This is a genomic window from Azospirillum sp. TSO22-1, from assembly GCF_003116015.1.
Taxonomy (GTDB): domain Bacteria; phylum Pseudomonadota; class Alphaproteobacteria; order Azospirillales; family Azospirillaceae; genus Azospirillum.
The window spans coordinates 34,015-59,130 of sequence record NZ_LGQZ01000101.1 but is presented as its reverse complement, the minus strand read 5'-3'; the positions used below and the strand labels follow the sequence as shown (position 1 = coordinate 59,130).

The following is a 25,116-nucleotide window of genomic DNA, read 5'->3' as shown; positions in this document are numbered from 1 at the left end:
ATGCGCCGCGAAATACCTGAACCGCCGTTCAAATCGGCCATATTAGTCACGAGGTCCGGATGTCCAACCCGAAGCCGCTCATGGCGGGCAAGCGCGGCCTGATCATGGGCGTCGCCAACGACCGCTCGATCGCCTGGGGCATCGCCACGGCGCTTTCCGAGCAGGGGGCGGAGCTTGCCTTCACCTACCAGGGCGAGGCGCTGCTGAAGCGCGTCAAGCCGCTGGCCGATTCGGTGGGCGCCAAGCTGGTGCTGCCCTGCGACGTCAGCGACGAGGCCAGCATCGACGCGACCTTCGCCGCGATCGAGAAGGAGTGGGGCAAGCTCGACTTCGTGGTGCATGCGATCGCGTTTTCCGACAAGAACGAGTTGGACGGCCTCTACCTCAACACCACGCGCGGCAACTTCCTCCGCACGATGGACATCTCCGCCTACTCCTTCACCGCGGTGGCGCAGCGCGCCGTGCCGCTGATGACGGACGGCGGCAGCCTGCTGACGCTGTCCTACTACGGCGCCGAGCGCGTCATGCCGCACTACAACGTGATGGGCGTGGCGAAGGCCGCCCTGGAGGCCAGCGTACGCTATCTCGCGGTGGATCTGGGAGCCCGGAACATCCGCGTCAACGCGATTTCCGCCGGCCCGATCAAGACGCTGGCCGCCAGCGGCATCGGCGACTTCCGCTACATCCTCAAGTGGAACGAGCTGAACGCGCCGCTGAAGCGCAACGTCACCATCCAGGAGGTCGGCGGCGCCGGCCTGTTCCTGCTGAGCGACCTGGGCGCCGGCGTCACCGGCGAGGTGATGCACGTGGACAGCGGCTACCACGTCGTCGGCATGGTCGCCGTGGACGAGGCGGCGGCCGTCGGCCAGCTGCTGAACGGGCTGAGCGGCACCGCGGCGAAGGCCGAGTAGCACCGGCGGTTACGGCGGGCGTGGGGATGGCAACCGCCTCCCCCACCCGTCATCCCCGCGAAGGCGGGGATCCAGGCTTCGCGCCGCGCTCCTTCACCGGAAGTTATGGATCCCCGCCTTCGCGGGGATGACGGTGGGGGAGAGCGATGGATTGCGTGTGAGGGTTCTCCGATGGCCGGCAACAGCTTCGGCAAGCAGTTCCGTTTCACCACCTGGGGCGAGAGTCACGGGCCGGCGATCGGCGTGGTGGTGGATGGCTGCCCGTCGCTGCTCGACCTGACGGAGGCCGACATCCAGCCCTGGCTGGACAAGCGCCGCCCCGGCCAGTCCAAGTACACCACCCAACGGCAGGAGCCGGATCAGGTGAAGATCCTCTCCGGCGTGTTCGAGGGCAGGACCACCGGCACGCCGGTCTCGCTGATGATCGAGAACACCGACCAGCGCTCCAAGGACTACGGCGAGATCGCGCGCAAGTTCCGCCCCGGCCACGCCGATTACGCCTACCAGGCCAAGTACGGCATCCGCGACTATCGCGGCGGCGGCCGTTCCTCGGCGCGCGAGACGGCGTGCCGCGTCGCGGCCGGCGCGGTGGCGCGCAAGGTGGTGTCCGGCGTCTCGATCCGCGGCGCGCTGGTGCAGATCGGCCCGCACAAGGTGGACCGGTCGCGCTGGGACTGGGCGGAGGTCGGCAACAACCCGTTCTTCTGCCCGGACGCGCAGACCGCCGCGCTGTGGGCCGACTATCTGGACGGCATCCGCAAGGCCGGCTCCTCCATCGGCGCGGTGGTCGAGGTGGTGGCCTCCGGCGTGCCGGCCGGGCTGGGCGAACCGCTCTACGACAAGCTCGACAGCGACCTCGCCGCCGCGATGATGACCATCAACGCGGTCAAGGGCGTGGAGATCGGCAACGGCTTCGAGGCGGCGACGCTGACCGGCGAGGAGAACGCCGACGAGATGCGCCACGGCAACGAAGGCGCGCCGCGCTTCCTGTCCAACAACGCCGGCGGCGTCCTCGGCGGCATCTCCACGGGCCAGGACGTGGTGGTGCGCTTCGCGGTGAAGCCGACCAGCTCGATCCTGGTGCCGCGCCAGACCGTGGACCTGGACGGCCACGACACCGAGCTGATCACCAAGGGCCGCCACGACCCCTGCGTCGGCATCCGCGCCGTGCCCGTGGGCGAGGCGATGATGGCCTGCGTTCTGGCCGACCACTGGCTGCGCTGGAAGGCGTACGCGCGGTAAGGAGCGCTTCCATGTCGGTCGCCGGCAACAGGCGGGACGGTTTCGGCCTCGGATTGCGAGTAAGACGCATTGTCGCAGGCACCGGCTGGGGCACGCTGGTGTCGGTCGGCCTCGCGACGGTGATCGCCGCGCCCATCGCGGCGGTGTTCTCGCAGGCGCTGACCGGGTCGAGCGGCGGGCTGTGGGCCCACCTCGCCTCCACCGTGCTGCCCGACTACGTGGTCAACACGCTGGCCCTGCTGGTGCTGGTGGCGCTGATGACGCTGGTCACCGGCGTCGCCTGCGCCTGGGCGGTCACCATGCACGAGTTCCGCGGCCGGTCGGTGCTGCAATGGGCCCTGCTGCTGCCGCTGGCGATGCCGGCGTACGTGCTGGCGTACACCTACACCGACTTCTTCCAGTTCACCGGCCCGCTGCAGACGGCGCTGCGCGCCGCCTTCGGCTGGCGCAAGGCGGACTACTGGTTCCCGGAGATCCATTCGCTGGGCGGCGCGGCGTTCGTGCTGTCGGCGGTGCTGTACCCGTACGTGTACGTGCTCGCCCGCTCGGCGTTCCTGGAGCAGTCGGCCTGCGTGCTGGAGGTCAGCCGCACGCTGGGCGCCACGCCGTTCGGCACCTTCTGGCGCGTCGCCCTGCCGCTGGCCCGGCCGGCGCTGGCGGCGGGGGTCGGCTACGCGCTGATGGAGACGCTGGCCGACTTCGGCGCGGTGAAGTACTTCGGCATCGACACCTTCACGGTGGGCATCTACCGCACGTGGTTCGCGCTGGCCAGCCCGGTGGCGGCGGCGCAGCTGGCCTCGCTCCTGCTGCTGTTCGTCGTGCTGGTGGTGGCGCTGGAGCGGGTCAGCCGCGGGCGCATGCGCTTCCACCAGACCACCAACAAGTACCGGGCGCTGCCCACCGTCCGCCTTGGGCCGGCGCGCACGGCGCTGGCGTGGCTGGTGTGCGGCGCGCCGGTGTTCTTCGGCTTCGTGCTGCCGGCGGCCATCCTGCTGCGGCTGATCTGGCTGGGCGGCGACGAGGCGTGGGACACCGCCATCGCCAAGCCGGCGCTGAACAGCTTCATGCTGGCGGCGTCGGGCGCGGTGGTGGTGGTGGCGGTCGGGCTGGCGGTGATCCACGGCGTGCGCAGCGAGCGCAGCCGGCTGGCCGCCGTCGCCGCGCGCGTCGCCACGCTGGGCTACGCCACGCCGGGCACGGTGATCGCCGTGGGCATCCTGATCTGCATCGGCGCCGTGGGCGCATGGTTCGACCTGCCGACCGGCGCGCTGCTGGGCGCCACGGTGTTCGGCATCCTCTACGGCTACCTGATCCGCTTCTTCCAGGTCGCCTACGGGCCGCTCGAATCGGGGTTCGCCAAGGTCAGCCCGAACATCGAGGGGGCGGCGCGCTCGCTGGGCAGCGGGCCGGTGCAGGTGCTGTTCCTGGTGCAGGTGCCGCTGCTGCGCGCCAGCATCCTCAGCGCCGCGCTGCTGGTGTTCGTCGACATCATGAAGGAACTGCCGGCGACGATGATCCTGCGGCCCTTCAACTTCGACACCCTGGCCGTCGAAGCCTTCCGCATGGCCTCCACCGAGCGCCTGGACGCCGCCGCCCTGCCGGCGCTGATCATCGTGCTGGTCGGCCTGCTGCCGGTGATCCTGCTGAGCCGGTCGCTGAATTCCTCCAGGCCGGGGCATCGCCAATAATCCCGTGCGACGCCCCGCCGCATCGCCAAGACCACTCTCGACACTCCCCGCCCGACCTGCTATCACTAAACAAGTGATAATGATTTGCAATTGCAGAGGTCGGAGAATGCTTCGTTCAAAGATTGGTGCGCTGGCGCTTCTGGCCGGCATCGGTGTGTGCGCCGGGGCGCAGGCCCAGGAAGTGAACATCTACAACTCGCGCCACTACAACACCGACAAGGCGATCTACGAGGCCTTCACCGCGAAGACCGGGATCAAGGTCAACGTCATCGAGGGCAACCACGACGAGCTGATCCAGCGCCTCAAGGCCGAGGGCGCCAGCAGCCCGGCCGACCTCTTCATCACCGTGGACGCCGGCCGCCTCGCGCTGGCCGCCCGCGAGGGGCTGCTCGCCCCGGCCAAGTCCGAGTTCCTCGACAAGGTGGTCCCGCCCAACCTGCGCGGCGCCGACGGCACGTGGTACGGCCTGTCGATGCGCGCGCGCGTCATCGTCTACGCCAAGGACCGCGTGAAGCCCGAGGACATCAAGGACTACGAGGACCTCGCCAAGCCGGTGTGGAAGGGCCGCGTGCTGACCCGCAGCGGCACCCACCCGTACAACCTCGCCCTGACCGCCTCGATGGTCGCCGCCAACGGCGAGGCCAAGACCGAGGAGTGGGCCAAGGGCCTGGTCGCCAACTTCGCCCGCGCGCCGAAGGGCGGCGACACCGACCAGATCAAGGCGGTGGCCGCCGGCGAGGGCGACGTGGCGCTCTCCAACTCCTACTACCTCGGCAAGCTGCTGACCTCGTCGAAGCCGGACGAGCAGGAGGTGGCGAAGAAGGTCGGCGCCATCTTCCCGAACCAGGGCAACCGCGGCACGCACGTCAACCTCAGCGGCGCCGGCGTCGTCAAGACCGCCCCGCACCGCGCCGACGCCGTCAAGCTGCTGGAGTTCATGGCCTCGCCCGAGGCGCAGCGCGCCTTCGCCGACAGCAACATGGAGTTCCCGGTCAACCCGGCGGTGCAGCCGCACCCGGCGCTGGCGGCGCTGGGGGCCTTCAAGCAGGACCCGCTGAACGCCGCGTCCTACCTCGATCACAACGACCAGGCGCTGCGGATCATGGACCGCGCCGGGTGGAAGTAATAGAAGACCGCCGCGGGCCCTCGGGTCCGCGGTTTTCCGCTTTCTGGGGCCGCGTTTGGGGGATGCCTTGAAGCCGCCGTCATCGACCATCGAGATCGTCGACGTCAGCCACCGCTACCCGGGACACGCCGCTCTCAACGGCGTGTCCTTGACCGTTTCGCCGCACGAGGTGACCTGCATCGTCGGCCCCTCAGGCTGCGGCAAGTCCACCCTGCTGCGCCTGATCAGCGGGCTGGAGACGCTGCAGACCGGCTCCATCAGCATCGGCGGGGTGCCGGTGGCGGTGCCCGGCCGCTCGCTGCCGCCGGAGCGCCGGCCGGTCGGCCTGATGTTCCAGGACTTCGCGCTGTTCCCACACCTGACCGTGTCCGGCAACGTCGCCTTCGGCCTGCGCCACCGCCCGCGCGCCGAACGCGAGGCCCGCGTCGCCGAGCTGCTGGAGCTGGTGGCTCTGACCCGCTACGCCGACGCCTACCCGCACACGCTGTCCGGCGGCCAGCAGCAGCGCGTGGCGCTGGCCCGCGCCATGTCGCGCGAGCCGGACGTGCTGCTGCTCGACGAGCCGTTCTCGGCGCTGGACGAGCAGATGCGCCGCTCGGTGCGCGAGGAGGTGGTGCAGATCATCCGCGCCACCGGCATCGCCACCCTGGTCGTCACCCACGACCCCGAGGAGGCCATGGAGATCGGCAGCCGCGTCGTGGTGATGACCGACGGCCGCATCGTCCAGGCCGACACCCCCCTGGCGCTGTACCACAACCCGGCCAACAGCTTCGTGGCGCAGCTGTTCGGCGAGCTGAACCGCTTCTCCGCCCGCGTGGTGGACGGGCACCTGGACACGCCGCTCGGCCGTTTCCCGGTGCCGGCGGACGCCACGGCCGACGCGCTGGAGGTGGCCTGCCGGGTCGAGGACGTCGCCGTCCTGCCGCCCGGCAGCCGGCCGGACGGGATCGCCGCGAAGGTGCGGCGGACGAGCTTCCTCGGCTCGACGACGCGGGTGTGCCTGAGCCTGCCGGCGGCGGGCGTGCCCGAAGGCGTGGAGATCCACGCGCGGCTGCCGGGCTACGTGCCGATGCGGGCCGGGGACGAGGTGACCGCGGCGGTGGATCCGCGGCGGCTGATGCTGTTTCGGGCGGGGGCATAAAGCACTCGCCCCCACCCTAACCCTCCCCCGCTGAGCGGGGGAGGGAACTGCCGCTGCCCTGCCCCCAAAGCCCTCCCCCGCCCGGCGGGGGAGGGTTGGGTGGGGGTAAGCCGCGGCCACTACGCCGCGACCTTCCTCCCCTCCACCAGTCGCCGCAGCGCCTCGCCCAGCGTCACCGTCCCGCGCCGGGCCTCCTGCCCTTCCCACGCCACGCGGCCGTTGTTGATGCCGTCGTACATGCCGACGAACAGCGCCACCACCTCCGGCGGGAACCCCACCCCGGCGAGCGTCGGCGCCCACTCCCCGCGCGGCACCGCCACCGCCTGCACGGACCGCCCGGCCGCCGCGCCGATCACCGCCGCGGCATCGACCGGCGCGACCTCCGCCGGCCCGGACAGCTCCACCACCCGCACGCCGCGCGGCCCCTCGATCAACAGTTCCGCCGCCGTGCGGCCGATGTCGGCGACCGACACCATGGGCAGCGGCTTGTCCAGCGGGTGCAGGAAGCTCGGCAGCACGCCCTGCCCCAGCGCCGGTTCCAGCACGTTGCCCCAGTTCTCCATGAAATAGGCGGCGCGCAGGAAGGTCACCGGCGCCCCGGCCCCGCGCAGCAGCCCCTCCAGCCGGTGCAGCGTGCCGATGATGCCGGTGCCATCCGGGTGGTGCGCGGCGATGGACGACAGCACCACCGCGTGCGGCAGCCCGGCCGTGCGGATCGCCTCGGCGTAGGCGCCGCCCACCGCGTCGGCGTCGGCCAGCGGATCGCGCGAGCCGTAGTCCGGCGGATCGAGCAGGTAGGCGCCCTTCGCACCAACCAGCGCGCGCGCCACCGCCGCGGCGTCCTTGACGTTGCCCACCGCCACCTCGGCGCCGCGCGCCGCCCACACGGCCGCCTTGCCGGCGTCGCGCACCAGCACCCGCACCGCCTCGCCACGCGCCAGCAGGGTCTCCGCCACCACCGCGCCCGTATTCCCGGTCACACCCGTCACGACGTACATTGATCCCTCTCCTTGAGTGTTCCGCCGGCCCGACCGGCGTTCTGGAGAGGACGGTAAACCCGGCACTGGCATTACGCTCATGCATGCTTGATATTGGCTACATGCGTGAAGTGAATTTGTCCGGCATCGACCTGAACCTGCTGGTGGCGCTCGACGCGCTGCTGGCCGAGCGCAGCGTCACCCGTGCCGCCGAACGCGTGGGCTTGAGCCAGCCCGCCATGAGCCGGGCGCTCGGCCGGCTGCGCGCGCTGTTCGGCGACCGGCTGCTGGTGCGCAGTTCCGCCGGCCTTGTCCCCACCCCGCGGGCCGAGGCACTGGCGCCGCGGCTGCGCGCCGTGCTGGCGGAGGTCGGGCGGATCGTGCAGCCGCCGGCCTTCGATCCCGCCACCCACCAGGGCACCGCCCGCATCGGCATGCCGGACTATCTGGGTCTCCTGGTGCTGCCCGCCCTGCTGCACCGGCTGGAACGCGAGGCGCCGGGCCTCGACATCGTCCTCGCGCCGCCACGCGCCGGCACGCTGGCCGAGCTGGAAGCCGGCGACCTCGACCTCGCCGTCGGCAACTTCCCGCAGGTGCCGGCCGGCTTCTTCGGCCGGACGGTGATGACCGACGGCTTCGCCTGCCTCGCCCGCCGCGGTCACCCGGCGCTCGCCGGGCCGCTGACGCCGCAGATCTTCGCCGGCCTGCGCCATGCCCTCATCACCATCCGCGACGACCGCAGCCCCGGCGCGGTGGACGAGGCGCTGGGCCGCCTGGGCCTGACGCGGCGGATCGCGCTGCGCGTGCCGAACTTCCTGGCCGCCCCGCTGATCGTCGCCGAGACCGACCTGATCCTCACCCTGCCCCGCCGGCTGGCGCACTGGCTGGCCGGGCGGGCCGACGTGCAGGTGGTGGAACCGCCGCTGGAGCTCGGCACCTTCTCGATCACGCAGCTGTGGCACGAGCGGCGGCACGACGACCCGGAGCACGCGTGGCTGCGCGCCACCCTGGCCTCGGCCATAACGCCAACGGGGTAAGCCTACGACCTCAGCGCCTTTGACTCATTCCTGTCACAGGCGCATGCTTTGACTTGTGGCCGGGACCGGTGAGGTACGGACCACGGGAGTGACCCACTCAGGTGGGCCTCATGCGCAGACGCACAGCCGGCGGCTACGTCTTGCGCGAGACCCTGGAAACGGGGATTTCCGCCGGAAGCCTCCGCTTGTCGGAGACCGAAAAGGCTGGACCTGGGTCCGGCCTTTTCGCTTTTATGCGCCCGATTCTTCAGGAGACGGCATTTTGGACGACGAGTTCAGCTTCGCGGAGATCATGCTCCGCCGCGGCACCGACCTGCTCCAGGGCAACGACGACGACCAGCCGGCGACCACGGTGGACTTCATGGCGCGCCTGCTGGCGACCGTGGCGGTGACCGACGGCCCGCTTGTGGTGCACACCGAGGCCGGCGGCAGCCCCGAGCTGTTCGAGGAGGCGGCGCGCATCTCCGCCGGTCCGCTGTCCGGCAAGGCCGCCATCCTCGCCGACGCCCACCAGAGCGAGCGCGCGGTGGTGTTCGAGTTCGACGGCGTCGGCCGCCTGTCGGGCAGCCGCGTGGTTGCCGCCGTGCTGCGGCCGGAGGACCGCGACGACCTGCTGGAGGCCTACGTGGCGGTCGGCCGCCTGCGCGGCGAGACGCTGGAGATGACGGTGGCCCCGGCCTCGGTGCGCCTGGACGCGGCGGCGCTGGGGCAGACGCTGGCGCTGGTCGGCTCGGCGACCGGGCTGAGCGCCAACGCGGTGGGAGCGGCGATGGCGCACGCCTCCGGCACCTACGCCATGGCTGGCTACGACACCGAGGAGGTGCCGGCCGCCATGGTCGACCTGTGCTGGCACGCCTTCTGCCTGACCTCGGTGCGCGGCCGACGCGCCGGCGACGGGCGGCCGACGACGGTGCATTGACAATTGAGCCCCTCTCCCTCGACGGGAGAGGGGTTGGGGAGAGGGTGGCGGAAAGTAACTTGTCCCCCTCTCCCCAACCCCTCCCCCGCGAGGGGGGAGGGGCCTTAATTATCAATGCGACAGCAGCGCCGGCAGGGTCAGCGTACGCAGGATGTGCCGGGTGTTCGAGCCGCGCAGCAGGTGCGGGAAGCCGTACTGGCCGTAGCCGCCCATCACCAGCAGGTTCGAGTCCGTCTCGTAGGCGCGGTTCAGCAGCGCGTCGGCAAAGGCGATCTCGCTGAGCGGCAGGCGCTCCAGGGTCGCCGTGATGCCGTGCGCGGCGAGGTGGGCGACGATGTCGACGTTCGGCACCTTGCCGGGGTCGTGCGGCATCTCGCCGGCGTGCACCGCCAGAACCGTCACCGATTCCGACCCCTTCATGAAGGGAATGGCGTCGTTCACCGCGCGCGCCGCCTCGCGGCTGCCGTTCCAGGCGATCAGCGTCTTGCCGCCCGGCGCGCCGAAGCGGCCGATATGCGGGAACACCAGCACCGGCCGGCCGGAGTTCAGCAGCACCTGCTCGATCACGTCCTCCGGCATCACCGAGGCGTCGGGGTCGTGCTGGCCGAGGATCGTCAGGTCGGCGTAGCGGGCACAGATCACCGTCTGGGTGACGACGTTGGTGTGATCGCCGTTCTCGACCTGCCACCATTCGCCGGTGACACCGGCCGCCGCCACCGCCGCCTCGAAGCGGGCGCGGGTCTCGTCCATGGACTTCAGCAGGGCGTCGCTGGCGCGCCGGGCGACGATGCTCGGCCCGAAGCTCTCCTTCTGGGCGAACAGGCCGGTCAGCCTGGCCTGGAAGCGCTTGGCCAGCGCCACCGCGAAGTCGAGCCGCGCCGTCGCGCGCTCGGTGGCGTCCACATGCACGAGCAGATGCTGGATGCTCATTCTTCTCCCCTTCCCCTTTGATTCATTCGCTCACCGCAGCGCGGCGTTGACTCTGGCCAGCGTCGCCGCGCCGGGACACAGTTCCGCATCATTGAGCCGGTTGAGCGGCGTGTCCACCGTGTTCAAACGGTCGTGCAGGTCGCCGGCGTCCGGATCGACGTAGAGCAGGCCGGTGACGATCTCCCCCTCCGCCTGCCGCTCGGCGAGGTGGTTCATCGCCGCGATGCGGTCGTGCACGTCGTGGTCGCCCGCCACCGGGCGCAGCCGCACCACCGAACCGTCGTGCAGCGTCACCGTGACGAGTTCGCCCGGCGCAGAGTCGGCGGTGATCGCCTCGCGGTGCGGCACGACGTCGGGGCGGTTGAACACCGCGTTGTGCTCGCGGACATAGTCGTAGCTCTTGGTCGAGCCGGGGTGGTTGTTGAAGGTCACGCACGGGCTGAGCACGTCGAGGAAGGCCACCCCGCGGTGGCGCAGCGCCGCCTTGATCAGCGGCACCAGCTGCGCCTTGTCGCCGGAGAAGCCGCGGCCGACGAAGGTGGCGCCCATCTGCAGCGCCAGCGACACGAGGTCGATGGGATCGTCGGGGTTGACGGCGCCCTTCTTGCTCTTCGAGCCCTTGTCGGCGGTGGCCGAGAACTGGCCCTTGGTCAGGCCGTACACGCCGTTGTTCTCGACGATGTAGAGCATGTTGACGCCGCGCCGCATGGCGTGGACGAACTGCCCCAGGCCGATGGACGCGCTGTCGCCATCGCCGGACACGCCCAGGTACACGAGGTCCCGGTTGGCGAGGTTCGCTCCCGTCAGCACCGAGGGCATGCGCCCGTGCACGCTGTTGAAGCCGTGCGAGGCGCCCAGGAAGTAGGTCGGCGTCTTCGACGAGCAGCCGATGCCCGACAGCTTGGCCAGCCGGTGCGGCGGCAGGTCCAGCTCGAAGCAGGCCTGCACGATGGCGGCGCTGATCGAATCGTGGCCGCAGCCGGCGCACAGCGTCGACACCGCGCCCTCGTAGTCGCGCCGTGTGTAGCCCAGCGCGTTGGACGGCAGGGCGGGGTTGCGGAAGTGCGGCTTCAGGTAGGTCATGGCAGGGCCTTGCGCAGCGGCACGATGGTGAGGGCCGAGAGCTTCCCGGCAATGTCCCCGGCGATGAAGCGGGCGGTGATCGGCGTGCCGTCGTAGTGCAGAACCGGCACCAGCTTCGCGGGATCGACGGCGCCCTCGTTGACCAGCAGCGTGCGCAGCTGGGCGTCGCGGTTCTGCTCGACCACGAAGACGGTGTCGTGGCGCTCGACGAAGTCGATCACCTCGTCGCCGAAGGGGAAGGCGCGCACCCGCAGCGCGTCCACGTGCAGCCCTTGCCCGTCCAGCATCCCCAGTGCCTCCTGCATGGCCGGCGCGGTGGAGCCGTAGTGGATCACGCCGACCCGCGTCGGCTGGCGGGCCGGGCGCGGCACCGCGGCGGGCACCAGTTGGGCCGCCGTGGCGAACTTGCGCAGCAGGCGCTGCATGTTGTCGACGTAGACCGAGCCTTCCTCGGTGTAGCGGGCGTAGGGATCGCGGCTGGTGCCGCGGGTGAAGTAGGCCCCCTTCGTCGGGTGCGTGCCGGGGTAGGTGCGCCAGGGGATGCCGTCCCCGTCCACGTCCTTGTAGCGGCCGAAGTCGGCGCCGGCCTCCAGCTCCTCGGCGGTCATCACCTTGCCGCGGTCCATGCGGCGGGAGTCGTCCCAGACGAAGGGCTCGCACAGCCAGTCGTTCATGCCGATGTCGAGGTCGGTCATGACGAACACCGGCGTCTGCAGCCGGTCGGCGAGATCGAGCGCGGTGGCGGCGAAGTCGAAGCACTCCCGCGGGTCCTCGGGGAACAGCAGGACATGCTTCGTGTCGCCGTGCGAGGCGTAGGCGGCGAGCAGCAGGTCGGACTGCTGCGTGCGGGTCGGCATGCCGGTGGACGGGCCGCCACGCTGCACGTCGATGATCACCGCCGGGATCTCGGCGAAGTACGCGAGGCCCAGGAACTCCTGCATCAGCGAGATGCCCGGGCCGGAGGTGGCGGTGAAGGCCCGCGCCCCGTTCCACGCCGCGCCGATGACCATGCCGATGGCGGCCAGCTCGTCCTCGGTCTGCACGATGGCGCAGCGCGCCTTGCCGGTGTCCGGGTCGGTGCGGAACGCCTTGCAGTGCTTCATGAACGCTTCGGCGACCGAGGTGGACGGCGTGATCGGGTACCACGCCGCCACCGTGGCGCCGCCGTAGACGCAGCCCAGCGCCGCGGCGTTGTTGCCGTCCACGAAGATGCGGTCGCCCACCGCGTCCGAGCGCTTCACCCGCAGCCCGATCGGGCATTGCAGGGTCTCGAGCGCATGGTCGCGGCCGAGGTGCAGGGCGTGCACGTTGGCGGCGATCAGCTTCTCCTTGCCCTTGAACTGCTCGCCCAGCAGGCGCTCGATCTCGGCGACGTCCATGTCGAGGAGCGCGGAGAGCACGCCGACGTACAGGATGTTCTTGAACAGCTGGCGCTGCCGCGGGTCGGCGTATTCGGCGTTGCACAGCGCGGTCAGCGGCACGCCGATCACCGTCACGTCGTCGCGGAAGCGCGAGGGGGGCAGCGGCTTGGTGCTGTCATAAAGGAGATAGCCGCCGGGCTCCATTTCCGCCACGTCGCGGTCCCAGGTCTGCGGGTTCATGGCGACCATGAGATCGACGCCGCCGCGCCGGCCGCGGTGACCGGCTTCCGACACCCGCACCTCGTACCAGGTCGGCAGGCCCTGGATGTTGGACGGGAAGATGTTGCGGCTGGCCACCGGCACGCCCATGCGCAGGACGGCCTTGGCGAACAGCTGGTTGGCGCTGGCCGAACCGGAGCCGTTGACGTTGGCGAACTTGACGACGAAGTCGTTGGTCTTGTCCATCGTGGGGCGCTCTAGCGGCTGCGGCATGCGGCCCCTCCGGCGTGGCTCATTTCCAGGAAGAACTTCTGCATGTCCCAGGCTCCCGTGGGGCAGCGCTCGGCGCACAGGCCGCAGTGCAGGCAGACGTCCTCGTCCTTCACCATGAGGCGGCCGGTCTTCAGCGCGCCGGACACGTAGGTCGGTTGGTCGGCGTGCAGCTTCGGCGCCTTCAGGCGGGTCAGCAGCTCGCCCTCCCCGCCGTCCTCGGCGATGGTCAGGCAGTCCACCGGGCAGATGTCGAGGCAGGCGTCGCACTCGATGCACAGGGCCGGCCCGAACGCCGTCTGCACGTCGCAGTTCAGGCAGCGCTGCGCCTCCTGCCACGCGAGATCGACGTCGAAGCCCAGCTCCACCTCGACCCGCACGTCCTTCAGCGCCACCGCGGTCTCGCGCAGCGGCACCTTGTGGCGGGTGTCGACGGAGACGTCGTTGTCGTAGCTCCACTCGTGCAGGCCCATCTTCTGGCTGATGAGCGTGACGTGCGGCGGCGGCCGGTCGGTCAGGGGGGATCCCTGGCAGAAGGCGTCGATGGAGATCGCCGCCTCGTGCCCCTGCGCCACCGCGGTGATGATGTTCTTCGGCCCGAACGCCGCGTCGCCGCCGAAGAAGACCTTGGGGTTGCTGGACTGGAAGGTGACCGGGTCCACCGTCGGCAGCCCCCAGCGGTCGAAGCCGATGCCGGCGTCGCGCTCGATCCAGGGGAAGGCGTTGTCCTGCCCGATGGCGACCAGCACGTCGTCGCACGCCATGTGGACGTCCGGCTCGCCGGTCGGGATCAGGCTGCGCCGGCCCTTATCGTCGTACCGCGCGGCGACCTTCTCGAAGACGACGCCCGTGAGCTTGCCGCGTGCGTGCGTGAAGGCCTTGGGCACGAGGAAGTTGTGGATCGGGATGCCCTCGTGCAGCGCGTCCTCCTTCTCCCAGGGGGAGGCCTTCATCTCCTCGAAGCCGCTGCGCACCACCACGGCCACGTCCTCGCCGCCGAGGCGGCGGGCGGTGCGGCAGCAGTCCATGGCGGTGTTGCCGCCGCCCAGCACGATGACCCGCCTGCCGATCCGCCCGGTGTGCCCGAAGGAGACCGAGGACAGCCAGTCGATGCCGATGTGGATGTTGGCCGCCGCCTCCGCGCGGCCGGGCACGTCGACGTCACGCCCGCGCGGCGCGCCGGTGCCGACGAACACGGCGTCGTAGCCCTCGTCCAGCACCGCCGTCAGACTGCTCACCCAGGTGCCGAAGCGGGTCTCGACGCCCATGTCGAGGATCTGCCCGACCTCCTCGTCGAGCACCGCGTCGGGCAGGCGGAAGCGCGGGATCTGGCTGCGCATCATGCCGCCGCCCTTGGCCTCGCCGTCGTACACCACGACGTGGTAACCGAGCGGCACCAAGTCGCGCGCCACCGTCAGCGAGGCCGGCCCGGCGCCGATCAGCGCCACGCGCTTGCCGTTCTTCACGGCAGGCGCCCGGGGGAAGCGGGCGCGCACGTCTGGCCCCTTGTGGTCGGCGGCGACGCGCTTCAGGCGGCAGATCGCCACCGGCTCCGCCTCCACCCGGCCACGGCGGCAGGCGGGCTCGCACGGGCGGTCGCAGGTGCGGCCGAGGATGCCGGGGAAGACGTTGGACTTCCAGTTGATCAGGTAGGCGTCATCGTAGCGGCCCGCAGCGATCAGCCGGATGTATTCGGGGACCGGCGTGTGGGCGGGGCAGGCCCACTGGCAATCGACGACGCGGTGGAAATAGTCGGGGGAGCCGGTGTCGGTCGGCCTCATGCCGCACCTCCACGGGTGTTGCGGGCCGATCGCGACGGCCCACCGACCGCCGCGCTGCCGCGGCGGGGCGTCCTGGACCTCATGTTTCCTCCCAAGTCCCGGCCGTCTTGCCCCACCGTTCGATGGGAGTGCCGGGTTCTCGCACGGCCGAAGCCGTTCTCTCTTATTACATGCACTCCTTGTGCGATTCCGCAAGCGCTGGCGTGGGCGTAGGCTCCTCTCCCCGCCGCCGCGGGAAGGCGTCGGGCCGGCGCTCGCAGGCGGCGCCCAAGTCGACAGAACGGCGCGATTGCACCGCCGAGCGGGGCTTACCCCTCGCCCTCGCCCGCCAGGGCAAGGGTTTCATCCGGGGCCGCCGGTGCGGGCTGGAAGTAATGCAGGTAGAGCGGCGTCAGTTGCATGCCCAGCGTGCAGAAGGTGGTGAACACCACGCCGGCCAAGCCGATGTAGAGGATCGCCGGGTTGGCCGGCGCGACGACGCCGCCGGCCAGGACGTTGATCAGGTTCTCCGAGTTGGCGGCGACCGCCCCCGCCGTGCCGGCGGTCCCGAAGAGGATGCAGCCCCACGCCGCCACCACCTCCTTGGGCGGTCCCGGCGGCTCCTGGGCCAGCGCGCCCGACAGCGGCGCGGTCGCGAGGGCGGCGGCGGCAACCAGCACACCGATGAAACGTAGCAGCGCGCGCATGGACCTCCCCTCTCCGGCCGTATTCCCGAACGGTACTCAACTTCCGGGGCGATTGCACGGCCCGCGTGCGGTCGATGACGGCTTTGCAGGCGGCAGCCGGGTCAACTGCGGCTGATCTGCACCACCCGCAGGTTGTTGGTGGTGCCGGCCTGGGCGAAGGGGATGCCGGCGACGACGACCATGGTGTCGCCGGGGCGCGCGAACTCCTCCCGCTGGGCGAAGGCGCAGGCGCGCTCCACGCTCTCCTCGTAGGTGTGGATGTCCTCGGACAGCACGCTGTGCGCGCCCCACAGCAGGCACAGCCGCCGCGACACCCCCTGGTCCGGCGTGATCGCCAGCACGGACACCGCCGGACGTTTGCGCGCGATGCGCGCCGCCGTCGTGCCGCTGGAGGTGAAGGCGACGATCGCCGTGGCGTGGATCACCTCGGCCAGATCGGCCGCCGCCGCGGCGACGGCGTGCGGGGCGGTCTGCTCCTCGCCCGGATCGGAAGCGTCGATGATCGAGCGGTACAGCTTGTGCTGCTCGGTCGAGCGGATGATGCGGTCCATCATCTCGACCGCCTCGACCGGGTAGGACCCGCTGGCCGATTCCGCCGACAGCATCACCGCGTCGGCGCCGTCGTAGATGGCGGTCGCCACGTCCGACGCCTCCGCCCGCGTCGGCGTCGGGGCGGCGACCATGGAGTCGAGCATCTGCGTGGCGACGATCACCGGCTTCACCGCCAGGCGGCAGGCGCGCACCAGCTCCTTCTGGCGGCCCGGCACCTCCTCGTGCGGGATCTCGACGCCGAGGTCGCCGCGGGCGACCATGATGGCGTCGGACAGGCGGATGATGTCCTCGATCCGGTCCAGCGCCGCGGGCTTCTCGATCTTCGCCATCAGCCCGGCGCGCTCGCCGATCAGGCCGCGCGCCTCCAGCAGGTCGCCCGGTTTCTGCACGAAGGACATCGCCACCCAATCGACGCCGAGTTCCAGCCCGAAGGCAAGATCGACGCGGTCCTTCGCGGTCAGCGGCGAGAGGTCGAGCACCGTGCCCGGCAGGTTGACGCCCTTGCGGTTCGAGATGACGCCGCCGGTCACCACCTTCGCCTCGATGAAATCGTCGCCGAGGCCAGTGACGGCGAGGCGCACGCGGCCATCGTCGATCAGCAGGTGGTGCCCCGGCGCGATGGCCGCGAAGATCTCCGGGTGCGGCAGCGGGATGGCGTCGCGGGCGCCCTCGGTGCCGGACGGCACGAAGCGGAGCGTCTCGCCGGCCGTGACGGTGATCTTGCCGTCGCGGATGGTGCCGACGCGGATCTTCGGCCCCTGGAGGTCCTGGAGGATGCCGATGGGGCGGCCGACCTCGGCCTCCAGCGCGCGGATGGCGCGGTGCACCCGGGCGTGGTCGTCGTGCGTGCCGTGGCTGAAGTTCAGGCGGAAGGTATCGACGCCGGCCAGGAACAGCCGTTTCAGCATCTCGGGCGCGGCGCTGGACGGCCCGACGGTGGCGACGATCTTGGCTCGGCGGTGACGGCGCATGTCTCTTCGGCCCCGGGGGCCGCCTCCTCGCTGGCGTTTTCGCGACGCACAACAAGCTGGACCCGTCCTGGCCGGATGGCAAGGCATCGGAGGTCTTCCGTCGGTTTCCCCTGTTCATCCCGGGGCCGAGCCTCCACCTTGCGATCATGGTCCGTTCCGCGGAGTTGCCTGATGTCCCTGCCTGAAGACTGGCGGATCCCGCCCGAGTTCCAGCCCGATCCGGACGCGCTGGACTTCGACCTCGACCGCGCGCTGGCCGCCGTGGTGTCGCTGCGCGCGGCGATCCCCGAGGACGCCTTCACCGCGGAAACCCTGGGCACCGAGCGGGAGGGGCAAGGTGCGGTCATCCGCGAGGACGGTCTGGTGCTGACCATCGGCTATCTGATGGCCGAGGCCGAGGAGGTGTGGCTGACCACCAGCGACGGCCGCGCCGTGCAGGCCGAGCCGCTGGCCTACGACTTCGTCAGCGGCTTCGGCCTCGTGCGGGCGCTGACGCCGCTGGGCGCGCCGGCGCTGCCGCTGGGCAACTCGCGCCGCATCGAGCCGGGCGACCCGGTGGTGGTCGGCGGCGCCGGCGGCGTCGCCCATTCCCTGACGGCGGAGATCCTGGCCACGCAGGAGTTCGCGGGCTATTGGGAATACCTGATCGAGGACGCCATCTTCACCGCGCCGGCGCACCCGAACTGGGGCGGCACCGCGCTGCTCGGAGCGCAGGGCGAGCTGCTGGGGATCGGGTCGCTGCAGCTGCCGTCGCGCACATCGGACGGGCGGGTCCTGCCGCTGAACATGAGCGTCCCCATCGACCTGCTGAAGCCGATCCTGGACGATCTGCTGCGCTTCGGCCGCGTCGACCGGCCGTCGCGCCCCTGGCTCGGCCTCTACGCCATGGAGGACGAGCACGACCAGGTGGCCGTCGTCGGGCTGGCCGGCGACGGCCCGGCGCGCAAGGCGGAGCTGCGCGCCGGAGACGTGCTGCGCGCCGTCGCCGGCGTGCCCGTCCGGTCGCTCGCCGGATTCTACCGGACGCTGTGGTCGCTCGGCGGGGCCGGCGTCGACGTGCCGCTCACGGTCGAGCGGGAGGGCGACGTGTTCGACGTGGTGCTGGGCTCGGCGGACCGCAGCCGCTTCCTGAAATCCGCCCGGCTGCACTGACGCGGCTCACCCGCCTAAACCGGGGGCGGGCGCCGCTCCGCCGCCGCGCGGCGCAGGGAGGCCAGCAGGTCCGCGTCGGTGATGACGCGCGGCACCTTGTTCTGCCCGCCCAGCTTGCCGCGCGCCCGCATCCAGGCGGCGAAGGTGCCGGGCGGGGCCAGCTCCACCCGCGGCGCGTCCATGCCGAAGCCGCCGGCGCGGTGGGCGCGGTAGTCGTCGTTGAGGGCCGACAGCCGCCCGTCGATGCGCGCAGCGACCTCGGCCAGCCGGGGGCCGGCGGCGGCGGGGTCGGCGAACTCCACCACGTAGAGGTGCCCGCCCGGCGTGCCGGTGCCCTGGGCGAAGACCGGGCCGACCGCGAAGTCGGTCACCGCCGTGCCGACGGCCTCGGCCGCCTCGGTCACGGCGCGCTCGATCTCCTCGCCGATGAGGTGCTCGCCGAAGGCCGAGAGCATGTAGGAGGTCCGCCCGGTGACCAGCAGGCGCGGCGGGTCCAGGTCCACGAAGCGCACCGTGTCGCCCAGCAGGTAGGCCCACGCCCCGGCGCAGCTGCTCAGCACCACCGCGTAGTTCACGCCCGTCCCGACGTTGGCGATCCAGAAGCGGCGCGGCGCCGCGGCGCCCAGCTCCTCGACCGGCACGAACTCGAGGAACAGCCCGGTGTCGAGCAGGACGCGCAGCCCCTCCCCCACCCCGCGGTCGGCCAGCGCGAGGAAGCCCTCGCTGGCCGGATAGACCTCGCGCAGGTCGATGGGCGCGCCGGCCACCCAGCGCTCGAACGCCGCGCGGTACGGCGCGAAGCTGACGCCGCCGTAGACCAGCAGCTCCAGCCGCGGGTAGAGGGCACGGAGCGTGCGCGGCCGGTCCGGCGCCATCTCCGCCAGCCGGTCGAGGAACAGCAGCAGCCAGCTCGTCGTGCCGCCCAGCGCGCGGATGTCCTCGGCGAGCGAGCGGCGCCCCATCGCCTCCACCTTGCGCCCCCAGTCGGCGAGCAGCGCGAGGTCCGGCGGCGGGAAGGTCCTGCCACGCAGCCAGCCCGGCACCGCGCGCGCGGCGATGCCTGACAGGTCGCCGGAATGGATGCCCGGCGCCTCCGCCACCAGATCGGTGCTGCCGCCCAGCATGAAGCTGCGCCCGCCGAACACCCGGCTCTCCGGCCGGTTGGCGATGTGGTGGGTCAGCAGGTCGAAGGCGGCGCGCGTGTTGGCGCGGAGCATGGCGTGCGACACCGGGATGTACTTGGTCCGCCCGGTGGTGGTGCCGGAGCTGGCGGCGAAGTACGGGATGGTGCCGGGCCAGCTGATGTCGGTCAGGACGGGGAACGCCGGCCGCCAGTAGTCCGCCCACATCGCCTCGTAGCGGCGGATCGGCACCCGCTCCTGGAAGTCGCGCACCGACAGGATGCGCGCGAAGCCGTGGTCGCGCCCGAAGCGCGTCTCCTCCGCCCGCCGCACCAGCCGCAGCAGCTGGCGTTCCTGCGTCTCCGCCGGGCGCTGCCGGGCCAGCCGGCGCAGGCGCTGCCGGGCGTAGAGACGCAGCAGGGGCGTGGCGTCGATCACGGCCGCAGCTCCGTGTGGAAGCGGAAGGTGGCGCGCGCCGTTTCCGGCCGCAGCGGCACCCGAACGTACGCGCCGCGCCGCCACAGGTCGACCTGATCGACGAAGGTGGTGCTGCCCAGCCAGCCGTCCTGCCCGCCCAGCAGCACGATATGGTTGGCGTCCGGATCGCCGAGGTCGGAGATGTGGCGGGCGTCGGCGCCGAATTTGGCGGCGTGGCGGCCGGAGGCGAAGCCGTGCGCGGTCTTCATCACCGTCTCGTTGCCGCCGCCCACCGACAGGTCCACGAAGCGGAAGCGCCGGCCGAGCAGCGGCAGCATGCCGAGCGGGTGGCTGAGCCGCAGCCGGTGCAGCGCGCCCCAGCGCGGGTGGCCCAAGCGCGGGTGGCGGTGTCTGGCCGTGGCGTCCAGCGCCCCGCGCAGCGCCGCCCGGATCCGCGCCGGGTCCAGCGCCTCCAAGTCGTCGCGGATGGCCGCCCACGGCTCCCACCCCGCGGTGTAGACCGCCAGCCCGTCGCGCCCGCGCAGCCGGCGCACGAACGCGCACAGCAGCAGCTCGAACGCCGCGGCCCCGGCGGAGTCCGCGTCGTAGCGGCCGTCCCAGCCGGCCAGCACCGCCAGCAGCTCGCGCTGCGGCGCGTCCCCGGCGAGGGCCAGCAGACGGTCGCGCAACTCGACGGCGGAGGGGACGAAGACGTCGCGCTGCGCGGCCTTCAGGTCGTCGAGGGAGACCGTCTCCGGCCGCGACAGCAGGTCGCGCAGCCGCCGCACCCGGTCGTCGGGGGAGAAGAAGAAGCCCACCGGCGGGCCGCCGCCGGTTTCCGGCCGGTTGTTGGCGGAGGCGACGAAGCCGCGCTCCGGGTTCCACCGCGCCGGCAGGTCGCTGCCCACCGCCATGCGCTCCCAATGCGCGCGGTGCCCGCGCGGGACGACGAGGTCGGCGGGCGGGGTCGGCGGCCGCCACGGCAGGTGCGCGGCCATGCACTGGCCGACGCGGCCCCTGGCGTCGGCGAAGATCATGTTCTGTGCCGGCGCGGCGAAGCCGTCGAGCGCACGGCGGAACTCCTCCCAGGTCCGGGCGCGGTTGGCGGCCAGCAGGGCCGTGATCTCGTCGGACGGCCGGTGCCCGACCCAGTGCAGCGCCAGCGCGCGCCCCTGCCTCACCATCGGGGAATCGGTGATGACCGGCCCCCAGGCGGTGTCGCGCACGGTCACCGTGCGCTTGCCGCACCAGCGCACGCGGATGGTCTCGTGGCGCTCGCGGATCCCGGCCGCAGCCACGTCGCCCACGTCGAACAGCTCGCTCGACTGCGCGTGCAGGCTGGTGCCACCCCAGGCGATCCACGGGTTGCGGCCGAGCGCCACCGCCGGCACGCCGGGGATCATCAGCCCCACCGCGTGCAACCCCGGCGAGCGCATGCCGGCGATCAGCCACAGGTTCGGCAGCACCAGCGACAGGTGCGGATCGCTGGCGATCAGCGCCGAACCCGTCGCGCTGCGCGCCGCGGCGACCGCGCAGGAGTTGCTGCCATGCCGCCCCAGCAGCGCGGCCAGCCAGCCCAGCGGCGGCGCGCCGGGCATATCCGATCCGGCGAAGCCCGGCACCGGCACGGCGCCGTCACGCATCATGCGCTCCCACAGCCCCGGCCAGTCCGGCCGGGCGCGCAGGCGCAGCAGCGGGATCCACACCTTCCAGGTGAAGTCGGTGGCGGCGACGCGGCCGAGCGCCAGCAGGTCCTCCACCGTCCAGGGCGCCGGCCGGTCGCCGAGCAGCCGCAGTTCCCACGGCAGCGGCCCGCGCGCGATCACCGCGTTGATCCCCCGCGCGAAGCCGGCCAGCCACGCCCGCGTCTCGACCGGCAACGCCGCCGCCATGGCCGGCACGGCGCGCGTCAGGCCGAGCGTCCGCAGCAGGCCGTCCGGCTCCACCGTCGCCGGGCCGAACAGCGCCGACAGCCGCCCGTGGGCGGCACGGCGCATCATCTCGATCTGGGCGAGGCGCAGGTGGGCGTGCACGACGCCCAGCGCCACCGCGAGGTCGGCGTCGTGCTCGGCTTCGATGAAGGGGATCTGATGCTCGTCCCAGTGGATGGAGACGGGCGCCTGCAGCGGCAGGCCGGCGGTGGGCAGGTCCGCCAGCCGCTCCTCCAGCGTGCGGCGGCGCGGCGGCCCGTGCCGCAGCATCGCCGCCGCCAGGAAGGCGCCGAGCAGGCCCAGTCCCGCGATCGCGCCCAGCCGCGGCATCGAGCTTCCACCCCCCGGAACCGGTTCAGGCAGCCGCTTGGCGCCCCATTGGGCGAGGACCGCCTCGGGAATGACGATGAAGATAAGCGAAGCCGCGAACGCCGCCAGGACGAAAGGCGGCGTTTCCCGCGCGCCGGGGCCGGCGCCGTCATTCCCCGGCGGCGACGGCCTCCGGGGCCGGCTCCGGCGCGTTCAGCGCCTGGAGGTGGATCCCGAACGCCCGCAGGACCGGGGCGACGCGCCGCGTCTCGGCCCCCGTCACGTGGGCGTCCGTCTTCAGCACGATGTGCGGCGCCTGCTGCATGAGGCGCTGGGCGCGGAAGGGGCCGACCGCATCGTCGCAATGCATCGCGACTCCGAGCAGGATGCCCAGGGTGACGTCGTCCGGCGCCAGCGGGTCGGCCACGACGGCGTGAAGTTCGCGCAGCAGCGCGCAGACGATGACGGCGGTGCGCTCCAGGGTGTCGGTCTCAGCCATGATGCCCTCCAAGGCCGGCAAGCGTGCCGCACGCACCCTATGCCGGCCGCCGCGACGGCGGAGTGGGAAGGCTCACACCCAAAGCGAAATGTCAGACGAGGCGCCAGCGGTGCAGGCGCTCGTAGGTGGGGCGCGCCGCTTCGGCGACCCGCAGCAGATCGCCCGACAGCGCGGGGGCCTGCGGCGGCGGTGCGCCGAAGCCGGTCGAGGCCTCCACCGATGCGTACCAATGCGGCGCCCACACGCCGTCGGTGGCGCGCCGGCCGGGCGGCCAGCGCAGCATGGCCTCGGTGAAGGGCACGCCGAGCGCGTCGCAGAGCCGGGCCAGTGTCGTGGCGGGCGCGCCCAGCACGTCGCGCGCGTCCACCACCGGCGGCGCGCGGCCGAGCCGGTCGGCCTCGCGGTCGAACAGCTCGGCCTGCCGCTCGACGCCGATGTCGGCGAGGTCGACGCTGCCGCGTCGCTGCACGTAGGAGGCCACCACCTCCGCCGGGTCGCGGATCAGGAAGGCGTTGCGCACGCGGTCCGTCCAGTCCAGCCCGACCCCCGGCAGCATGTGGTGGGTCATGTGCTTCTGGTAGAAGATCGCCCGCCCGCCAGGCACCGGCTCGTCGACCAGGGCGGCGGCGACGGTGCGCCAGTCGGTGGGCTGGCTGGCCAGCACGTCCTCGCGGCCGGGGTGGTCCAGGCCGGTCTCCGCCAGATAGGCGGCGTAGAAGGGCTCGTCCACCACGGCGGTGTCGGGCCGGTTCTCCCACGCCCGCATCATCGCCGTGGAGATGTTGCGCGGCCCCGACCACATGGCGATGCGGATGGGGCCGCTCACGGCGCGGCCTCGCCGGTGATGTACGCCTCGTAGCGGGCGGCCAGCGCGCGGGTGTAGGCGCCCGGCCGGCCGTCGCCGACGGGGCGGCCGTCGATGCGCGTCACCGGGGTGATGCCGCCCAGCGTGCCGGTCACGAACGCCTCGTCGGCGCTGTAGGTCTCGGCCAGCGTGAAGTCGGTCTCGCGCACCGCGCCGCCGCCGGCGCGCACGAGGTCGAGCACCTTGCGCCGGGTGATCCCCTTGAAGTTGAAGCGGCCGGTCGAGGTCCACAGCTCGCCGCGCCGCACGATGAAGAAGTTGGTCGAGTTGCAGCTCGCCACGAAGCCGTGCGGGTCGAGCATCAGCGCCTCGTCCGCCCCGGCGTCGATCGCCTGGATCAGCGCCTGGATGAGGTTGAGGCGGCTGTGCGAGTTGAGGCGCAGGTCGAACACGTCCGGCCCGCTGCAGCGGAAGGTGGAGGTGAAGAGCGTCAGGCCCTTCTCCTTGGTCTCCGGCTTCGGCCGCTTGTATTCGGCCACCACCACGATGGTCGGCCGGCCGAGGACGAAGCGCGGGTCCTGGTTGACCGTCTTCTTGCGGCCGCGGGTGATCATCAGGCGGATGTGGGCGCCGTCCTCCATGCCGTTGCGGGCCAGCGTCTCGCGCACGATGCCGGTCAGCGCGTCGCGGTCCAGGCCGATGTCCATGCGGATGGCGCCGGCGCCCTCGTACAGGCGGTCCAGATGGTCGTCGAGCGCCAGGAGCCTGCCCCGGACCAGCCGCAACCCCTCCCAGACGCCGTCCCCCAGCACGAAGCCGCTGTCGAACACCGAGACCTTGGCCTCGTTCCGCGGCACGAACTCCCCGTCCACGTAGACCAGGACGGAGTCGTTCCGCGGGTCGTCCACGTAGCCCTGGGCGCTTTCCTTCGCCATCGTCCTCTCTCCCCTCCGCGGCCGTCGTCGCGGCCCGCACGCACGGCACGATACAGGGCGTCCGGCGTGCACGCCAAGCCCAGGCGCCCACATGGCGCGCTCTGGACCGACATCATTATGCGGAATATTATTCCGCATTTGTTGACGCCGTCATGCCGCTGTGCCAGAGTGCCGCCGCAACGAGAAGGGGGAGGAACCGCGTGCGCTTCACGGATCGGGTCGCCATCGTCACCGGCGCCGCGAGCGGAATCGGGCACGCCGCCGCCCGGCGGCTGGCGGCCGAGGGGGCGGCGGTCGTCCTGGTCGACCGCGACGCCGACGCGCTGCACGAGGCGGCGGCCGGCCTGCCGGAGGGCACGGCGTTCGCCGTCCACGCGCTCGACGTCACCGACGAGCCGGCGGTGGAGGCCTGCGTTTCCGCCGCGCTGGAGCGCTTCGGCCGCATCGACGCGCTGTGCAACAACGCCGGCATCGCCTGCGGCTACGCCATCGCCACCGACCAGGACATGGCGGAATGGCAGCGCGTCATCGCCGTGAACCTGTACGGCGTCGTCCATTTCACCAAGCACGCCGCCCGCGCCATGCAGGCGGCCGGGCGCGGCGCCATCGTCAACACGGCGTCGGTGGCCGGCATCCGCTCGGGCGCCGGCGGCAACGCCTACAGCGCGTCGAAGGCGGCGGTGATCAACTTCACGCAGACGGCGGCCTGCGACCTGGGTTCGTGGAACATCCGCGTCAACGCGGTCTGCCCCGGCCTGATCGAGACCGGGATGACCCGGCGCATCTTCGACCAGGCGCGCGCCGCCGGGAAGGAGGACCGCCTGGGCGCCCGCTGCGAGCTGCGCCGCCACGGCCGTCCGGAGGAGGTGGCCGCCGCCATCGCCTTCCTGGCCAGCGACGACGCCAGCTATGTCACCGGGCAGGCGCTGCCGGTGGACGGCGGCAACACCGCCTCGCTCAACCTGCCCGGCATGAAGGTGTGACGGGCGTAATTCCAGTCGTACAAGCAAGGAGGCGCGGGGCGGAACCCGCGCCGAGGGGAGGAATCCAGGG

At 71.9% G+C, this 25,116-nt stretch carries 21 protein-coding genes; 9 read left to right on the top strand and 12 right to left on the bottom strand.

Going from position 1 to position 25,116, the window contains the following annotated elements; all coding sequences use genetic code 11:
- Nucleotides 1–59: 59 nt before the first annotated feature.
- From fabI to TSO221_RS36875, 5 genes are all read left to right on the top strand, one after another.
- Entirely contained in the window at nucleotides 60–911 is an 852-nt protein-coding gene (gene fabI, locus TSO221_RS24420; RefSeq protein WP_109121121.1) for an enoyl-ACP reductase FabI, read from the top strand.
- 171 nt (nucleotides 912–1,082) lie between these two features.
- Nucleotides 1,083–2,153, top strand: a complete 1,071-nt coding sequence (gene aroC, locus TSO221_RS24415; protein ID WP_109121120.1) for a chorismate synthase — start codon at nucleotides 1,083–1,085, stop codon at nucleotides 2,151–2,153.
- 11 nt (nucleotides 2,154–2,164) lie between these two features.
- Nucleotides 2,165–3,841 (top strand): iron ABC transporter permease, encoded by a 1,677-nt coding sequence (locus tag TSO221_RS24410; protein ID WP_109121119.1) that lies wholly within the window; start codon nucleotides 2,165–2,167, stop codon nucleotides 3,839–3,841.
- 106 nt (nucleotides 3,842–3,947) lie between these two features.
- Entirely contained in the window at nucleotides 3,948–4,967 is a 1,020-nt protein-coding gene (locus TSO221_RS24405) for a Fe(3+) ABC transporter substrate-binding protein (protein ID WP_109121118.1), read from the top strand.
- Nucleotides 4,968–5,034: 67 nt separating this feature from the next.
- A complete protein-coding gene (locus tag TSO221_RS36875) occupies nucleotides 5,035–6,108 on the top strand; it encodes an ABC transporter ATP-binding protein (RefSeq protein WP_282187823.1) in 1,074 nt (357 codons plus the stop codon).
- A gap of 119 nt (nucleotides 6,109–6,227) precedes the next feature.
- Here the strand turns inward: TSO221_RS36875 and TSO221_RS24395 are convergent, their stop codons facing one another.
- Nucleotides 6,228–7,106, bottom strand: coding sequence for an NmrA family NAD(P)-binding protein (locus tag TSO221_RS24395; RefSeq protein WP_158284199.1), 879 nt, complete (start codon nucleotides 7,104–7,106; stop codon nucleotides 6,228–6,230).
- 101 nt (nucleotides 7,107–7,207) lie between these two features.
- Between TSO221_RS24395 and TSO221_RS24390 the strand changes: the two genes are divergently transcribed.
- Nucleotides 7,208–8,122, top strand: a complete 915-nt coding sequence (locus tag TSO221_RS24390) for a LysR family transcriptional regulator (RefSeq protein WP_109121161.1) — start codon at nucleotides 7,208–7,210, stop codon at nucleotides 8,120–8,122.
- 262 nt (nucleotides 8,123–8,384) lie between these two features.
- Entirely contained in the window at nucleotides 8,385–9,041 is a 657-nt protein-coding gene (locus TSO221_RS24385; protein ID WP_109121115.1) for a hypothetical protein, read from the top strand.
- Nucleotides 9,042–9,152: 111 nt separating this feature from the next.
- On the opposite strand, the gene TSO221_RS24380 is transcribed toward TSO221_RS24385, so the two are convergent.
- The 6 genes from TSO221_RS24380 to pyk form a co-directional block, all read right to left on the bottom strand.
- Entirely contained in the window at nucleotides 9,153–9,971 is an 819-nt protein-coding gene (locus TSO221_RS24380; protein WP_247878232.1) for a universal stress protein, read from the bottom strand.
- Between the two features lie 30 nt (nucleotides 9,972–10,001).
- Nucleotides 10,002–11,054, bottom strand: coding sequence for a 2-oxoacid:ferredoxin oxidoreductase subunit beta (locus TSO221_RS24375; protein ID WP_109121114.1), 1,053 nt, complete (start codon nucleotides 11,052–11,054; stop codon nucleotides 10,002–10,004).
- Complete coding sequence (locus TSO221_RS24370) at nucleotides 11,051–12,907, bottom strand: 2-oxoacid:acceptor oxidoreductase subunit alpha (RefSeq protein WP_109121113.1); 1,857 nt, start codon at nucleotides 12,905–12,907, stop codon at nucleotides 11,051–11,053. Before TSO221_RS24370 ends, TSO221_RS24375 begins: the two co-directional genes overlap by 4 nt.
- Complete coding sequence (locus TSO221_RS24365; protein WP_109121112.1) at nucleotides 12,892–14,685, bottom strand: FAD-dependent oxidoreductase; 1,794 nt, start codon at nucleotides 14,683–14,685, stop codon at nucleotides 12,892–12,894. Before TSO221_RS24365 ends, TSO221_RS24370 begins: the two co-directional genes overlap by 16 nt.
- Nucleotides 14,686–14,993: 308 nt before the next feature.
- Complete coding sequence (locus TSO221_RS24360) at nucleotides 14,994–15,371, bottom strand: hypothetical protein (RefSeq protein WP_109121111.1); 378 nt, start codon at nucleotides 15,369–15,371, stop codon at nucleotides 14,994–14,996.
- 101 nt (nucleotides 15,372–15,472) lie between these two features.
- Nucleotides 15,473–16,894 (bottom strand): pyruvate kinase, encoded by a 1,422-nt coding sequence (gene pyk / locus TSO221_RS24355; RefSeq protein ID WP_109121110.1) that lies wholly within the window; start codon nucleotides 16,892–16,894, stop codon nucleotides 15,473–15,475.
- A 171-nt stretch (nucleotides 16,895–17,065) separates the two neighbouring features.
- On the opposite strand from pyk, the gene TSO221_RS24350 reads away from it, so the two are divergent.
- A complete protein-coding gene (locus TSO221_RS24350) occupies nucleotides 17,066–18,046 on the top strand; it encodes a S1C family serine protease (protein ID WP_109121109.1) in 981 nt (326 codons plus the stop codon).
- 14 nt (nucleotides 18,047–18,060) lie between these two features.
- Here TSO221_RS24350 and TSO221_RS24345 read toward each other — a convergent pair whose 3' ends face one another.
- From TSO221_RS24345 to TSO221_RS24325, 5 genes are all read right to left on the bottom strand, one after another.
- Nucleotides 18,061–19,605 (bottom strand): GH3 auxin-responsive promoter family protein, encoded by a 1,545-nt coding sequence (locus TSO221_RS24345; RefSeq protein ID WP_109121108.1) that lies wholly within the window; start codon nucleotides 19,603–19,605, stop codon nucleotides 18,061–18,063.
- Nucleotides 19,602–21,845, bottom strand: a complete 2,244-nt coding sequence (locus TSO221_RS24340; RefSeq protein WP_109121107.1) for a penicillin acylase family protein — start codon at nucleotides 21,843–21,845, stop codon at nucleotides 19,602–19,604. Before TSO221_RS24340 ends, TSO221_RS24345 begins: the two co-directional genes overlap by 4 nt.
- 148 nt (nucleotides 21,846–21,993) lie before the next feature.
- A complete protein-coding gene (locus TSO221_RS24335) occupies nucleotides 21,994–22,323 on the bottom strand; it encodes a hypothetical protein (RefSeq protein ID WP_109121106.1) in 330 nt (109 codons plus the stop codon).
- 91 nt (nucleotides 22,324–22,414) lie between these two features.
- Nucleotides 22,415–23,149 (bottom strand): sulfotransferase family protein, encoded by a 735-nt coding sequence (locus TSO221_RS24330; protein ID WP_109121105.1) that lies wholly within the window; start codon nucleotides 23,147–23,149, stop codon nucleotides 22,415–22,417.
- Entirely contained in the window at nucleotides 23,146–24,063 is a 918-nt protein-coding gene (locus tag TSO221_RS24325; RefSeq protein WP_199229606.1) for an aminotransferase class IV, read from the bottom strand. The genes TSO221_RS24330 and TSO221_RS24325 overlap by 4 nt, the downstream gene beginning before the upstream one ends.
- A gap of 200 nt (nucleotides 24,064–24,263) precedes the next feature.
- On the opposite strand from TSO221_RS24325, the gene TSO221_RS24320 reads away from it, so the two are divergent.
- Nucleotides 24,264–25,046 (top strand): SDR family oxidoreductase, encoded by a 783-nt coding sequence (locus tag TSO221_RS24320; protein ID WP_199229605.1) that lies wholly within the window; start codon nucleotides 24,264–24,266, stop codon nucleotides 25,044–25,046.
- The last annotated feature ends 70 nt before the right edge of the window (nucleotides 25,047–25,116 follow it).